We start from the raw sequence: 14,919 nt of genomic DNA on the forward strand, positions 1-14,919 counted from the left end.
TACGAAATGAATAGCTCCCTTACAAAAATGAAACAAAGTTTTATCGAATATTTGCTATTCCATTATGAATTTAAATCTCGTATTTCAGTATGGGTATTAAATTATTTAAAAGCTAGTCCAAAAAAACTACAACGTATACATTTCGTCGAGGAAAAAATACAACAACATATGACATTAAAAATTGCAGAAGTAAATTCAGATGCTTCTGCAATTCAATTTAACGACCATCAACAAGCACTCGTTAACACAAATGAAATTTTCGAAGTCATTGCAAATAACGATATGACTTTTGATATCCAATTGCATTTTTCTTCTGAACATCAACGTGAAAGTCGATTAGACGATTTAATTTTAGCGCAATTAATCCATTCGCCACATTATACATCGTATGTTCAAGATTTGTATTCAATCTCTATGAGTGATCGTAAACAAACAACCTTAATTGAAACACTTCAAGATAATATAGATTTAAGTCTACAGATGAAAGAACAAGAAAGATTTTACCAACTTACACAAATACTTAATATTTTAAAAGCTAAGAAAACTAAACATGATATCGGAGATAACAATAATGACTATTAAACAATACTGGGAAGTTTCATTATATTATCGACCGTTTTAATATTTTTACTTGTATGTAATGCGATAGGTACAATATATGGCTATGACTGGTATAGTGGTCAGTTGTATATAACACCATCTTATTTTGTTCCTTTTGTTCCAGATAGCCCAACCGCTTCGTTATTTTTAACTATATCCATTGCATTATTGTTATTAAATAAATCATCATCCATAATTGAAGCTTTAGCATTCGTAACTTTAATAAAATATGGTGTTTGGGCAGTGATTATGAACTTGATTATGTTTGTAATAGATGGAGAGGTAACTATTAATGGATTAATGCTTTTGATATCACATGGCATTATGGCATTACAAGCATTTTACTTTTATCCTCGCTTTAAAATAACTATTTTGGGTTTTGTAATTTCATTAATTTGGGTGTTTTTAAACGATTATATGGACTATGTTAAAATGCAATTTCCTTATTATAAGTTTATTGCTTCCCATGTTATTGAAATTGGGGTATTATCTATTTGTCTAAGTATCATTTCGCTATTTTTATATTTATTTCTTAAACAAGTATTGAAAGTTAAATCATTTGATTAAAGTGCATTTTGACAGTAAAATATGATTAAAGGAGAGTGAGTTTATTGTCTTTAATATCAATGATTATTTATTTTGTAATATTAATGGTCATTCCAATGTGGGCTCAACATAAAGTTAAATCTAACTATGAAAAATACTCACAAGTTAGATCCACAAGTGGTAAGACTGGTCGTGAAGTAGCTGAAGAAATCCTACATGCAAACGGCATTTATGATGTCGATGTAGTTAAAGGTGATGGTTTCTTAACAGACCACTATGACCCAAATAAAAAAGTTGTTTGTTTATCTCCTGCAAACTACGATAGACCTTCTGTTGCTGGTACAGCCATTGCAGCCCACGAAGTTGGTCACGCAATTCAACACCAACAAGGTTATGTATTCTTGAGATTCAGATCAGCATTAGTACCTGTAGCTAACTTAGGTAGTTCATTAAGTTACATTGTTATTATGTTAGGTATTGTGTTAACTGCATTAGGTAGTGCCTTTGGATCTACTGCATTATGGATTGGTGCTGGATTAATGTCACTAGCAGTTTTATTCTCAATCGTGACATTACCCGTTGAATTTGATGCCAGTTCACGTGCAATGAAACAAATTACAGCATTGAATATCGTAAATGAGAAAGAGTACAAACACGCTAAAAAAGTATTATCAGCTGCAGCAATGACTTATGTTGCATCAACAGCAGTTGCATTAGCTGAATTAGCACGTATTATTTTAATCGCTAGATCAAGTGATTAATAACTATATGATTTAAATTTAGACACATCCACTGGTTGATATTGTCATACAGACATTATTAACCAGTTTTTTTTATGCTTTTTCATATTAATCATCATTAATCACCATCCCAATAAGCAATAAAAATAAATTACCAACCTTAAATTGCACTAAGAATGCATATCACTTTATTTTGATATATACTATATTAGAAATGCATTCAAAGGAGAGAATTTAATTGAAATCAATGACTCAAATGCAAAAAGAAGTAGATGATTATATTAGTCAATTTAAAGCAGGTTATTTTTCTCCCTTAGCTAATCTCGCTAGACTAACAGAAGAAGTTGGAGAACTTTCTCGAGAAATTAATCATCATTACGGTGAGAAGAAAAAGAAAGATACTGAAGAAGATAATACGATTAAAGCAGAGTTAGGCGATAACTTATTTGTATTACTATGTATTGCCAATTCATTAGGAATCGATATGACTGAAAGTTTTGATGAAACTATGCAAAAATTCAATACACGTGATTATAATCGATTCGAGAGAAAGTAACTATTTTATAAATTGATAATAGAAAGGATGGGACATAAATGAAGATAGGAATAACGTGTTACCCGTCCATGGGTGGCTCAGGTATCATTGCCACAGAATTAGGTATTAAAATGGCTGAGCGAGGTCATGAAGTTCATTTTATTACATCAAACATACCATTTAGAATCCGCAAACCATTACCTAATATCATTTTCCATCAAGTTGAAGTAAACCAATATGCCGTTTTCCAATATCCACCATATGATATTACGTTAAGTACTAAAATTTCAGAAGTGATAAAAGAGTATGACTTAGATATTTTACATATGCATTATGCTGTGCCACATGCGATTTGTGGTATTTTAGCAAAACAAATGTCAGGTAAAGATATTAAAATTATGACGACACTTCATGGTACTGATATAACAGTTCTTGGCTATGACCATTCACTTAAAGGTGCTATTAAATTCGGTATTGAAGAGAGCGATATCGTTACAAGTGTCAGTCATTCATTAGCAGAACAAACTAAAGAAATTATTCATACTGAAAAAGAAATCATACCTATATATAACTTCGTTAGAGAAAATGAATTTCCTACTCGTCATGACGAAAGCTTCAAATCTGATTATGGTATTGAACCACATGAAAAGGTATTGATTCATGTTTCTAACTTTAGATCAGTAAAACGAATTGATACAGTCATTGAAACATTTGCTAAAGTTCATCAACAAATCCCAAGTAAATTAATTTTACTAGGTGATGGCCCAGAACTCATTGATATGCGTCAAAAAACACGAGATCTTGGTGTAGAAGAGAATGTTCTCTTTTTAGGCAAGCAAGATAACGTTAGTGCATTCTATCAATTATCAGACTTAGTTTTATTATTAAGTGAAAAAGAGAGCTTTGGATTAACGCTTTTAGAAGCTATGAAAACAGGTGTCGTTCCTATTGGTTCAAATGCAGGTGGTATTAAAGAAGTCATTAAACACGGTGAAACTGGATTTATTGTCGATGTAGGTGACAGTGACAAAGCGGCTGAATATGCACTTAAACTATTACAAGACAATGAGCTTTATCAACAATTACAATCACAAATGTTATTAGATATAGAACAACGATTTGGCTCAGAATTGATTACAGATCAATATGAACATTATTACCGTCAAATGTTAAATAAAGGTGAGAACTTGCATGAGTAATGAACTATTTGAAAAAGCCAAACCCATATTAACTCAAATACAACAACAAGGATTTCAAGCTTATTTTGTAGGTGGCTCTGTAAGAGATTATCTCATGCATAGAGAAATTCACGATATAGATATTACTACAAGTGCAACACCAGATGAGATTGAATCCATTTTCAGCCATACTATCCCAGTAGGAAAAGAACATGGTACGATTAATGTAGTATTCAATCATGAAAATTATGAAGTAACAACATTTCGTGCTGAAGAGGAATATATTGATCACCGTCGCCCAAGTGATGTTCATTTCGTAAGAGATTTATACGAAGATGTTCAAAGACGTGATTTTACAATAAATGCAATTGCAATGGACACTGAGTATAAGACATTTGACTATTTTAATGGTGAAAGTGATATTCATCAAGCCATTATAAGAACAGTGGGTAATCCTTCTGAAAGATTTGCCGAAGATGCACTTCGTATATTAAGAGGTTTACGTTTTCAATCTCAGCTTAACTTTTCAATAGAAGATAACACGTTCCAAGCTATGGTAAATCAAATTGAAGATATCAAATATTTATCCATTGAACGTATTATCGTTGAACTCAAGAAATTAATCAGTGGTCAAAATGTTGCTACTAGCTATCATCATTTAATTCAATTAGATGCTTTTAAATATATTCCATATTTTGAAAAATTAGACATGCAAAATTTAATAATTGATGAACCTATGCAGTTTGATGTATGGATTGCTATACTTAATGCGAAAATGAATAATGAAGAACCATTATCAAAACTTAAAATAAGTAATAAAGAGCAATCACATATTAAGCATCTGGTTTCAATCATCAATCAATTACCGGAAGTCAATTCAAAATCAGATTTAACAATGATGGTGTATGATTATGATATTAATGATATTTTAACTATTATTAAGCATACGCCAACTCTTTCTAAAAATCACATTAAAACTGCAAGTCCACTGATTATAAATCAACAGACAATTAAAGATTCATATCAACAATTACCTATTAATCAACGACAACAACTAGCTATAAACGGGAATGATTTGATGCAACATTTAAATCAACAAGGTGGTCCTTGGGTCAAAGATGTCTTAAGAAAAGTAGAAGTTGCCGTCGTAACTAACAAAGTAAGCAATACGTATAATGAAATAATGAAATGGGTGGATAGTCATGTCAAAATATAGTCAAGATGTTGTAAGAATGCTATATGAACATCAACCTGAATATATTTCAGGTCAATACATAGCAGATCAACTTAATATTTCAAGAGCAGCTGTTAAAAAAGTCATTGATCAATTAAAATTAGATGGTTGTGATATTGAATCTATTAATCATAAAGGGCATTTACTAAAAACACTCCCAGATCATTGGTATAGTGGTATTGTTAATCCGATTATCGAGCAACGTGATTTATTTGATCAAATAGAAGTAATGAGTACAGTAGATTCAACACAATTAAAAGCGAAACAAGCGTTAGTAGGTAATCATGATACCTTTTTAATATTGAGTGATGAACAAACAAAAGGGCGAGGTCGCTTTAATCGAAATTGGGCTTCTAGTAAAGGCAAAGGTCTTTGGATGTCACTAGTACTTCGTCCTGATGTACCGTACGCAATGATTCCGAAATTCAATTTATTTATGGCATTAGGAATTAAAGATGCGATTCAACAATTTTCAACTGATGATGTTACGATTAAATGGCCTAATGATATATACATAGATGGCAAAAAAGTGTGTGGTTTCCTAACAGAAATGGTTGCCAATTACGATGCGATTGAAGCAATTATTTGTGGTATCGGTATTAATATGAATCATCAAGAAACTGATTTTGATGAAGAGATAAGACATAGAGCAACAAGTATGCGTATACATTCAGAATACGATTTTAATCGTTATGAATTTTTAGATATATTAATTAAAGAAATTGAAAAACGATATAATCAATTCTTAAAAGTACCTTTTGAAGATATTCGTGAGGAATATATTGCAGCTACAAACATGTGGCAAAGACCATTACGTTTCACAGAAAATAATGAACAATTTATCGGTGAAGCCATTGATATTGATCATGATGGTTTCTTAATGGTTAAGGACAATCAAGGACAACTTAGAAGGTTAATTAGTGCAGATATAGAATTATAACAATGTAAACTAGGAGAGATAGCTATGGGAATAGCAACATATGCAGTTGTTGATTTAGAAACTACAGGTAATCAACTTGATTACGATGATATTATTCAAATCGGCATTACTTTCGTTCGACAAAACAAAATAATAGGCACATATCATTCAATGATTCGAACTGATTTAGAAATACCTCCGTTTATTCAAGCACTTACTTCAATTGAAGAGACAATGCTTGAACAAGCACCGTATTTCAAAGATATTGCTAATGATATTTATCAACAACTTAAAGACTGTGTATTCGTTGCTCATAATGTCGCGTTTGATTTAAACTTCATTAAAAAAGCATTTAAAAATTGCAATATCAAATACCGACCTAAACGTGTTATGGATACGTTAGAATTATTTAAAGTTGCCTTCCCAACAGATAAAAGCTATCAATTAAGTGAACTAGCCGAAGCACATAATATTCCTCTAACAAACGCACATAGAGCGGATGAAGATGCTACAACCACAGCTCACTTAATGATTAAAGCCTTTGAAAAGTTTGAACAATTACCGCTTGATACATTGAAACAATTATATTATTTAAGTAAAGACTTAAAATATGATTTATATCACATTTTATTCGAAATGGTAAGACAACATAAATCCGCAACATTAGATCAACAATTTGGTCAATTTGAGCAAATTATTTATAAAAAGCAAGTAGATTTAAAAGGACCTGTGACTGAATTTAATGGCACATTAAAGACGCTATATAAAAAAGCAACTAAACAATTAGATCTAACATATCGACCACAACAACTTTATTTATCAGAAATTATTTTAGAACAACTTATGCATGGTGAAAAAGCCATGATAGAAGCACCACTTGGAAGTGGCAAGTCTCTAGCATACCTTTTAGCTGCGTTAATGTATAATATCGAAACTGGTCGACATGTTATGATTTCAACAAATACAAAGTTATTACAAAGTCAATTATTAGAAAAAGATATACCGGCTTTAAATAACGCACTCAATTTCAAAGTCAACGCAACACTTATTAAAAGTAAAAATGACTATATTTCACTTGGACTTATAAGCCAAATTTTAAAAGAAGAAACTAACAATTACGAAGTTAGTATACTTAAAATGCAATTATTGATTTGGATTACAGAAACGGATACAGGTGATATTCAAGAATTGAACTTAAAAGGCGGACAAAAAATGTATTTCGATCAGAAGATTGAAACTTATGTTCCAGTTCGTCATGATATTCATTACTATAATTACCTCAAACGCAATGCTCAAAATATCCAAATTGGCGTTACGAACCACGCTCATTTAATTCATTCTGATGCTGAAAATTCAATTTACCAGCTATTTGACGATTGTATTATTGATGAAGCACATCGCTTACCTGATTATGCACTTAATCAAGTTACAAATGAATTAAACTATGCAGATATTAAATATCAGTTAGGGCTTATCGGTAAAAATGAAAATGAAAAATTATTAAAAGCCATAGATCATTTAGAACAACAACGTATTTTAGAGAAATTAGATATAGCTCCAATAGATGTGTTTGGTCTGAAATCAAATATTAACGATATTCATGAACTTAATGAACAGTTGTTCAATAATATTTACAATATTGTACAAAACGCAGACGTATATGACGATGACATACACAAATATCATTATGTTTACGAATTTGACAATGATCAGATTATCAAAGATTTACATCGTTTAATACACAAATTAAACAAAACATTAGAAGTGTTTAATGGCATGAGTCACAAAACTATAAAGACTATGAGAAAGCAATTATTATACCTAAAAGAGCGTTTTAGACAAACAGAACAAAGTTTGAAAGATAATCATACAAGCTTTATTTCAATTAAAAATTTAAGCCAAAAATCAACGATTCGTTTACTTGTAAAAGATTATGCTGTTAAAGATATTTTGACACAACAAGTCTTAGATAAATTCAAATCCTTAACATTTATTTCAGGAACATTAACGTTTAATCAGTCGTTTGACTCCTTTAAAAATTGGTTTAACAAAGATGTTAAATTTAATACGTACGAAGTGGCATCAGCATTACAAAATACTAAAAACACTAATGTATTTATTCCGTCGGATGTCGCACCATACAACTATAAGAATGTCGACGATTATGTAGCATCAATTGTTAATTATGTTATTGAATATACAACGACAACAGAATCTAAATGTTTAATCCTTTTTACAAGTTATAAAATGATGCATATGGTTCAAGATATGCTTAATGAACTGCCTGAATTTGAGGATTATGTCATATTAACGCAACAACAAAATCAAAATTATAAAATTGTTCAACAGTTTAACCACTTTGATAAGTCTATTCTTTTAGGTACTTCAACATTCTTTGAAGGTTTTGATTTTCAAGCTAATGGTATTAAATGCGTCATGATTGCGAAATTACCGTTTATGAATAAAAACAATGCTAAATATTGGTTAATGAATTCTGAATTTACATCAACTTTTAAAGATTATGTATTACCTGATGCTGTGACACGTTTCAGACAAGGTTTAGGACGCTTAATACGACATGAAAATGATAAAGGATTAATTGTGTCATTCGATGATCGTCTCATCAATAGTAATTACAAAAGTTTCTTTGAACAAACATTAGAACATTACCGCCAGAAAAAAGGTGACATTAATCAATTTAGTAAATTATTATCACAAATCCAAAAATCAGTGGATAAATAAAAGTTGTGTGATAGGATACACATACTTTTAATTCAACTTGTAGAAGTTGGTAATATATTTTGTTAAAATAAATAAGTATTGAAAAAAGATAAAATAATAGGAGACTGGTTATGAATACAACGATTAAACAAGCAAAACAACATCTTAACCAAGAAGTGACAATTGGCGCTTGGTTAACTAACAAACGTTCTAGTGGTAAAATTGCGTTCTTACAATTACGTGATGGCACTGGATTTATGCAAGGTGTAGTAGTGAAATCAGAAGTAGACGAAGATGTTTTTAATTTATCTAAAGAAATTACACAAGAGTCTTCTTTATATGTAACTGGTACAATCACTGAAGATAACCGCTCAGATTTAGGCTACGAAATGCAAGTTAAATCTATCGAGGTTATCCATGAGGCTCATGATTACCCAATTACACCAAAAAATCACGGTACTGAATTCCTTATGGATCACCGTCATTTATGGTTACGTTCTAAGAAACAACATGCTGTTATGAAAATTAGAAATGAAATTATTAGAGCAACTTATGAATTCTTTAATGACAATGGTTATACAAAAATTGATTCACCAATTTTAACTGCAAGTGCTCCAGAAGGCACAAGTGAATTATTCCATACTAAATACTTTGATGAAGATGCATTCTTATCACAAAGTGGGCAACTATACCTAGAAGCTGCAGCTATGGCTCACGGATATGTATTTTCTTTCGGACCAACTTTCCGTGCAGAAAAATCAAAAACAAGACGTCATTTAATTGAGTTTTGGATGATTGAAGCAGAAATGGCATTTACTGAACATGCAAGAAGTTTAGAAATTCAAGAACAATTTGTTGCACACGTCGTACAATCAGTACTTAAAAACTGTAAATTAGAATTAAAAACATTAGATAGAGACACATCAAAACTTGAAAAGGTTGCTACGCCATTCCCTAGAATTTCTTATGACGATGCAGTTAAATTCTTAAAAGAAGAAGGATTTGATGATATTGAATGGGGCGAAGATTTCGGTGCACCACACGAAACTGCTATCGCTAATCATTATGATTTACCAGTATTTATCACTAATTATCCTACAAAAATTAAACCATTCTATATGGAACCTAACCCTGAAAATGAAGACACAGTATTGTGTGCTGATTTAATTGCTCCAGAAGGTTATGGTGAAATTATCGGTGGATCAGAACGTATCAATGATTTAGAGTTACTTGAACAACGTATTAATGAACATGAATTAGATTCAGAAGCTTATAGCTATTACTTAGATTTACGTCGTTATGGTAGTGTACCTCACAGTGGCTTCGGTTTAGGATTAGAACGTACGGTTGCTTGGATTTCAGGCGTAGAACATGTACGTGAAACTGCACCATTCCCACGTTTATTAAATCGTTTATACCCATAAGCATCATTCATTTAAATTTAAGTTATTATATTACATGTCGTCCAGTCGTATAAATAGACTGGGCGTTCATTTTTATCTTATACTAATTTATAATGATGCATTGCATTTTATTAAGGGCATCCATAAAAATCCTTCTATTTAATCAAATATAATGAAGGTTTAAATTTTAATGATAGGAGGGGTACAATGGACAAGTTTCAATTAAAAACTCGACCTGTTGTGATTCGTCGTGAATTATTAGATCATTACAGTGAACTAGGTATAGATGAACAAGATTTAATCATTTTAATCAAACTTATTTATGCATCAGAAACATCAAATAAACAACCATCCATTGAATCACTTCAACAGGGATCTACGATGCAACCACGTGAAGTTACTGCAGTCATTCAAAATTTAATTCAACGAGAATTATTAGAATTAAACGTTAATAAAGATGAAGAAGGTCGCTTCACAGAATATATGAATTTAGATCCTTTTTATGAAAAACTAAGTCAATTGCTTAAAAAGCAAACAATTGATACCAATGAACAAAGTGATAAAGAAAAGTTTAAAACATTATTCCAAATGATAGAACAAACATTTGCTAGACCATTGTCACCTTATGAAATTGAAACGTTGAACCAATGGATTGATGTTGATAAACATGATATATCAATTATTCAAGCTGCTCTTGATGAAGCAAATAGCCAAAATAAATTAAGTTTTAAATATATGGATAGAATATTGTTAAATTGGAAGAAAAATAATGTCAAAACAATTGATGACTCAAAAGAAATTAGAAAGCAATTTAATAAACCAAAAATGAAACACACTGTTAAGAAAGTACCAAAATTTGATTGGTTAAATGGAGAGAAATCAGATGATTAGTAAGAAAAAAGCACTTGAAATGATTGATGTAATTGCCGATATGTTTCCAGATGCAGAATGTGAACTAAAACATGATAATGCATTCGAATTAACAATTGCAGTACTTTTATCTGCGCAATGCACCGATATATTAGTTAATAAAGTTACTCGTTCATTATTTGCCAAATATAAAACACCAGAAGATTATCTAAATGTAAGTGATGAAGAATTACAACAGGATATTCGTTCCATTGGATTATATAGAAATAAAGCTAAAAATATCAAAAAACTTTGCCAATCTTTACTTGATCAATTTGATGGAAAGATTCCACAAACACATCAAGAACTAGAAAGTTTAGCTGGTGTTGGACGTAAAACTGCAAATGTCGTAATGAGTGTCGCTTTTAATGAACCTTCACTCGCTGTAGACACACATGTGGAACGTGTTTCTAAACGTTTAGGTATTAATCGCTGGAAAGATAATGTAAGACAAGTTGAAGATAGACTTTGTTCTGTCATACCAAAAGACCGTTGGAATAAAAGCCATCATCAACTTATTTTCTTTGGTCGATATCATTGTCTCGCTCGTAAGCCAAAATGTGATATTTGTCCATTGTTCAAAGATTGTAGAGAAGGTCAGAAAAGATACAAAGCAAGTTTGAAAGAAGCGTGAAACATTTGATAACTAAACAAGACTTTGAAGAGTTAGAACAACAACTCGATCAATTCGCAAGCCAAAAACAATTAAAATCAGCAGAAGCAAAACCAGTTATAGATGCTTATTTCGAAATGATTATAAGTTATTTTAAACAAATAAATGAAATCAATGAGTTAAATCTAAATGAGCTTGATAACTATCCAGTTGTTCCTATGAATTTTGGTGAGCGCTATCAATACATGTTAGCAAGAAAATATCATTTTATGGGTTATAGACAAATGAAAACATTAAAATCCGAGTTAATAAAAATGAATGCTTCGTACCAAATTCGTAAAAAAAGAAACCAATAAATGTATTGTGATTCACTAATCATTTCATACTTATAATAAAGTTGAAGTACCCACTGGTTAAATCTAGTAGGTACTTTTTAATTTATATAAAAACAAAAAAACGCCCAAATCCTATTTTAGGATTTGGGCGTTTCGTCTATATTATGAAGCTTTATTATTAAATATTGAATTAAAGCTGAATAGACTAGTTAGGGCATTTCCGTTTTGTTGGGAACTGCTATTTGAACTATTTGAGCTGTTAGAGCTTGATGAACCATTTGATGATGATCCATTACTTCCATTGCTGTTACCGCTATTAGAAGATGTTGATGAATCACTATCACCATGTGTGCTCTTATTAGTTGTATTACTATCTGAATGTCCTTTTACTGATAATGAATCAGGGTCACTACCTTCAACTGAGCTTGGTTTTTTAAAGTCTTTACCATCTCTTGAAGAAATGTCTGACATGACTTCTTCAAATAGATATTGTGGATATTCTTGTTCAGAATGTCCTACGAAAGAGTTAGTTCCGTATTCTTTAACTTTGTTGAAGCCCATCCACACTGACATAGTGTATTGAGGTGAGAATCCGTTGATCCAAACATCTTTGGCTGCATTATCAGGTAAGTTATATTGACTATAAACTTCAGCACCGTAAGTACCAGTACCTGTTTTAGCACCCATATTAACACCAGATACGCCGTGACCATAAGCTGAACCATAGGCTTTAAATGTACCTTTAAGCATTTCAGCTAACATATAGGCTGTAGAATCTTTCATTGCTTTATGGCTAGTATGATCATATTCAATAGTGTCACCATCGTGAGTAACAACTTTTTGAATTGAATGAGCATTGTTATAAGTACCACCATTTGCTAATGAAGCAAATGCAGATGCTAATTGAGTTGGTGAGAATTCTGATGAAGAACCACCAAGTACTTCAGATGGTCCAATTTTACCATCGTAATCTAAACCAACTTTAGATGCGAATTTCTTAGGTGCATCGTTACCTGCGCTAGATTTAGTTTGTTGCCAAGTTTTAAGGGCAGGGATGTTGAAACTTTGTCTTAATGCATCATATGCAGAGACAGTTCCGTGACTCTTCGTATCATAGTTTCGGAATGTTGAACCGTCTACTTGATATGAAGATTCGTCTTGAATAGCATGATTAGTTGCCCAATTCATGTTTTCAATAGCTGGACCATAAGCTAAGAATGGTTTTAATGATGAACCAGTAGGATGTGGATCTGTAGCTTGGTTTCTGTCAACGACGTCTTTATAATTACGTCCACCAGAAATGGCTACTAAACCACCAGTTTTACTATCTAAGATAGTAGCACCAACTTGTTGGTCATCGTTTTTGTAGAAGCTACCATTGTTAATCTTATCTTGAAGCGTTTGTTGAACATCTTTATCCATATTTGTATAGATCTTAATACCACTTTGAAGAACGTTACCTAAGTTTTCTTTCTTGAAGTGTTTGTTATTCATTAATTCTGATTTAACAAAGTTCACATAAGATGCTAACTCTGGGTTTTTATCTTCTGTAGTATTTTGACGTTCTTTATCACTTCTTTGAACTAAGTTAGCTTTAACATCGATTTTCTTAGCTTTCTCATATTCTTTATCGCTTATTCTATGATGATAATGCATTAAGTATAATACAGTGTCTTTACGATCTTCAGCTTGTTTAGGATGATCGTAAATATTGTAATTATTTGGTACTTGAGGTAAGCCGGCTAGGTAAGCTTCTTCAGCTAAGTTTAAATCTTTAAGGTCTTTATTAAAGTAATACTTAGCAGCAGCTTTAACACCAGTTACACCATCAGAGTAGTAAATTTTATTCAAGTAAACTTGGAATATTTCATCTTTACTGTACTCTTGTTCTAATCGGTATGAAAGGTAAGCTTCTTGAGCTTTACGACCGATAGATTTTTGTTGTGATAAGAATGAATCTTTAACAACTTGTTGAGTTAAGGTAGAAGCACCTTGAGCCCCAAATCCACCAGTTAAGTTTTTACCTATTGCACCGAATAGACGTTTATAGTCCAAAGCACCGTGATCATAGAAGCGATTATCTTCTGTAGCTAAGACGGCATCTTTCATACTTTGTGGTACATCTTTGATATTCACATGTTCATGACGTTGACCATAATCTAACGTCTTAACTAAGTCACCGTTTTTATCATAAATCTTAGCAGGGATAGGATCCTCTAACTTAGATTCAGTGAATGCAGGTGCTTTCCATGCGTAATATGCAAATAGTAAGATACCGAGTAACAATAGAACAATAAAGGCAATAAACATAAAGCCAATAATCTTAATAATCGTTCTCTTCACATTTCTATTCTTTTTTTCGTCGGACTTCCCATTATTGCCTTTATTTTTAGGCTGAGAAGACCCTTTGTTTTCCGTCATACGCGGTCCTCACTTTCATCTAATATCAACTTATCAACTGCTTTGAGGTAATTCAATCTAGGTTGATACTGATAAGGAATATGGTAACCATTTTTTCGTATTTCTTCAACTGTTATCGATTTTTTAATATCTTTTTTGTATCTATCCCAAAAGAATTCAAATTTAGAATAGGGTAATAGATAAACTTCATCAAGTGATTTAAATCTTATCATTAAAAAAACAATACCTCGTTGTTGGTATGTGTTCTTCATATGATCAACTTGATGATCATGGATATTATTCAAGGGGAAAGAAGTTTTATTCTTCGTTTCCTTTGCTTCAAAATCGATATAATAGCCATTATAGACACCATTATAATCTGTTGTTGAAGGCGTACGAAAATAAGCTTCATTTATCACAGCTTTACTCCGTTTTGGATAGTGAACATTGACTATCTGTACAGGAGTAGGTTTCTTGTGAATGACTGCGATGCCACTTTTTAAATAGTAAGCATTAGAATGCTCAATATCTTTTTCCAGTGACATACCTCGTCCACCATATTCAATATTACTTGAGTATGATGACGATTTGCGTCCGTCCAAAGTCTTATTTTCTTTGTATGGTTGACCATTAGGATAATTCATATATTTCACCACACAAGTCTGGTAGTAAACTGCGATTATTATACACAAGATTTTACAATTAACCAAACTTTTATAAAATTAATGCATTTTTCACTAACCTAAAATACATCAAACCTTATTTTAACGTGCTTTCATTAAATAA

The 14,919-nt window shown here is 31.6% G+C and carries 13 protein-coding genes and 1 pseudogene; 12 read left to right on the top strand and 2 right to left on the bottom strand.

What is annotated here, in order from left to right:
* Positions 1-6 precede the first annotated feature (6 nt).
* From LFT63_RS01885 to LFT63_RS01940, 12 genes and pseudogenes are all read left to right on the top strand, one after another.
* Complete coding sequence (locus LFT63_RS01885) at positions 7-582, top strand: YpiB family protein (RefSeq protein ID WP_340767817.1); 576 nt, start codon at positions 7-9, stop codon at positions 580-582.
* Positions 572-1,167, top strand: a pseudogene (locus LFT63_RS01890) (DUF1405 domain-containing protein). The gene LFT63_RS01885 and the pseudogene LFT63_RS01890 overlap by 11 nt, the downstream one beginning before the upstream one ends.
* 44 nt (positions 1,168-1,211) lie before the next feature.
* Entirely contained in the window at positions 1,212-1,907 is a 696-nt protein-coding gene (locus LFT63_RS01895; protein WP_017637971.1) for a zinc metallopeptidase, read from the top strand.
* Positions 1,908-2,124: 217 nt separating this feature from the next.
* A complete protein-coding gene (locus LFT63_RS01900) occupies positions 2,125-2,442 on the top strand; it encodes a nucleotide pyrophosphohydrolase (protein WP_017637972.1) in 318 nt (105 codons plus the stop codon).
* Between the two features lie 38 nt (positions 2,443-2,480).
* On the top strand, positions 2,481-3,620 hold the full coding sequence (gene bshA / locus LFT63_RS01905; protein ID WP_029055335.1) for an N-acetyl-alpha-D-glucosaminyl L-malate synthase BshA: 1,140 nt from the start codon (positions 2,481-2,483) through the stop codon (positions 3,618-3,620).
* Positions 3,613-4,815 carry a CCA tRNA nucleotidyltransferase gene (locus LFT63_RS01910; RefSeq protein ID WP_029055336.1) on the top strand — a complete coding sequence of 401 codons (1,203 nt, stop codon included), beginning with the start codon at positions 3,613-3,615 and terminating at the stop codon, positions 4,813-4,815. Before bshA ends, LFT63_RS01910 begins: the two co-directional genes overlap by 8 nt.
* Complete coding sequence (locus LFT63_RS01915) at positions 4,802-5,773, top strand: biotin--[acetyl-CoA-carboxylase] ligase (protein WP_029055337.1); 972 nt, start codon at positions 4,802-4,804, stop codon at positions 5,771-5,773. The genes LFT63_RS01910 and LFT63_RS01915 overlap by 14 nt, the downstream gene beginning before the upstream one ends.
* Before the next feature lie 24 nt (positions 5,774-5,797).
* Positions 5,798-8,494, top strand: coding sequence for a helicase C-terminal domain-containing protein (locus tag LFT63_RS01920; RefSeq protein ID WP_340767818.1), 2,697 nt, complete (start codon positions 5,798-5,800; stop codon positions 8,492-8,494).
* Between the two features lie 110 nt (positions 8,495-8,604).
* Positions 8,605-9,897, top strand: coding sequence for an asparagine--tRNA ligase (gene asnS, locus LFT63_RS01925; RefSeq protein ID WP_029055339.1), 1,293 nt, complete (start codon positions 8,605-8,607; stop codon positions 9,895-9,897).
* A 186-nt stretch (positions 9,898-10,083) separates the two neighbouring features.
* Positions 10,084-10,767 (top strand): DnaD domain-containing protein, encoded by a 684-nt coding sequence (locus LFT63_RS01930; protein ID WP_017637978.1) that lies wholly within the window; start codon positions 10,084-10,086, stop codon positions 10,765-10,767.
* Positions 10,760-11,419, top strand: a complete 660-nt coding sequence (nth, locus tag LFT63_RS01935) for an endonuclease III (RefSeq protein ID WP_017637979.1) — start codon at positions 10,760-10,762, stop codon at positions 11,417-11,419. Before LFT63_RS01930 ends, nth begins: the two co-directional genes overlap by 8 nt.
* Positions 11,420-11,424: 5 nt before the next feature.
* Positions 11,425-11,754 carry a YpoC family protein gene (locus LFT63_RS01940; protein ID WP_026083522.1) on the top strand — a complete coding sequence of 110 codons (330 nt, stop codon included), beginning with the start codon at positions 11,425-11,427 and terminating at the stop codon, positions 11,752-11,754.
* 141 nt (positions 11,755-11,895) lie between these two features.
* On the opposite strand, the gene LFT63_RS01945 is transcribed toward LFT63_RS01940, so the two are convergent.
* Both LFT63_RS01945 and recU read right to left on the bottom strand, forming a co-directional pair.
* On the bottom strand, positions 11,896-14,154 hold the full coding sequence (locus LFT63_RS01945) for a transglycosylase domain-containing protein (RefSeq protein WP_029055340.1): 2,259 nt from the start codon (positions 14,152-14,154) through the stop codon (positions 11,896-11,898).
* Positions 14,151-14,777 (bottom strand): Holliday junction resolvase RecU, encoded by a 627-nt coding sequence (gene recU / locus LFT63_RS01950; RefSeq protein ID WP_017637982.1) that lies wholly within the window; start codon positions 14,775-14,777, stop codon positions 14,151-14,153. Before recU ends, LFT63_RS01945 begins: the two co-directional genes overlap by 4 nt.
* Between the last annotated feature and the right edge of the window lie 142 nt (positions 14,778-14,919).

It is taken from the genome of Staphylococcus sp. FSL H8-0121 (assembly GCF_038008425.1).
Classification (GTDB): Bacteria; Bacillota; Bacilli; order Staphylococcales; family Staphylococcaceae; genus Staphylococcus; species Staphylococcus pasteuri.

What these genes read in the sequence shown, in the direction of transcription:
- nth (WP_017637979.1), top strand. Translation starts at nt 10,760, where the DNA reads ATGATTAGTAAGAAAAAAGCACTTGAAATGATTGATGTAATTGCCGAT.
- bshA (WP_029055335.1), top strand. Translation starts at nt 2,481, where the DNA reads ATGAAGATAGGAATAACGTGTTACCCGTCCATGGGTGGCTCAGGTATC.
- LFT63_RS01920 (WP_340767818.1), top strand. Translation starts at nt 5,798, where the DNA reads ATGGGAATAGCAACATATGCAGTTGTTGATTTAGAAACTACAGGTAAT.
- LFT63_RS01910 (WP_029055336.1), top strand. Translation starts at nt 3,613, where the DNA reads ATGAGTAATGAACTATTTGAAAAAGCCAAACCCATATTAACTCAAATA.
- recU (WP_017637982.1), bottom strand. Translation starts at nt 14,777, where the DNA reads ATGAATTATCCTAATGGTCAACCATACAAAGAAAATAAGACTTTGGAC.
- LFT63_RS01885 (WP_340767817.1), top strand. Translation starts at nt 7, where the DNA reads ATGAATAGCTCCCTTACAAAAATGAAACAAAGTTTTATCGAATATTTG.
- LFT63_RS01915 (WP_029055337.1), top strand. Translation starts at nt 4,802, where the DNA reads ATGTCAAAATATAGTCAAGATGTTGTAAGAATGCTATATGAACATCAA.
- LFT63_RS01945 (WP_029055340.1), bottom strand. Translation starts at nt 14,154, where the DNA reads ATGACGGAAAACAAAGGGTCTTCTCAGCCTAAAAATAAAGGCAATAAT.
- LFT63_RS01930 (WP_017637978.1), top strand. Translation starts at nt 10,084, where the DNA reads ATGGACAAGTTTCAATTAAAAACTCGACCTGTTGTGATTCGTCGTGAA.
- asnS (WP_029055339.1), top strand. Translation starts at nt 8,605, where the DNA reads ATGAATACAACGATTAAACAAGCAAAACAACATCTTAACCAAGAAGTG.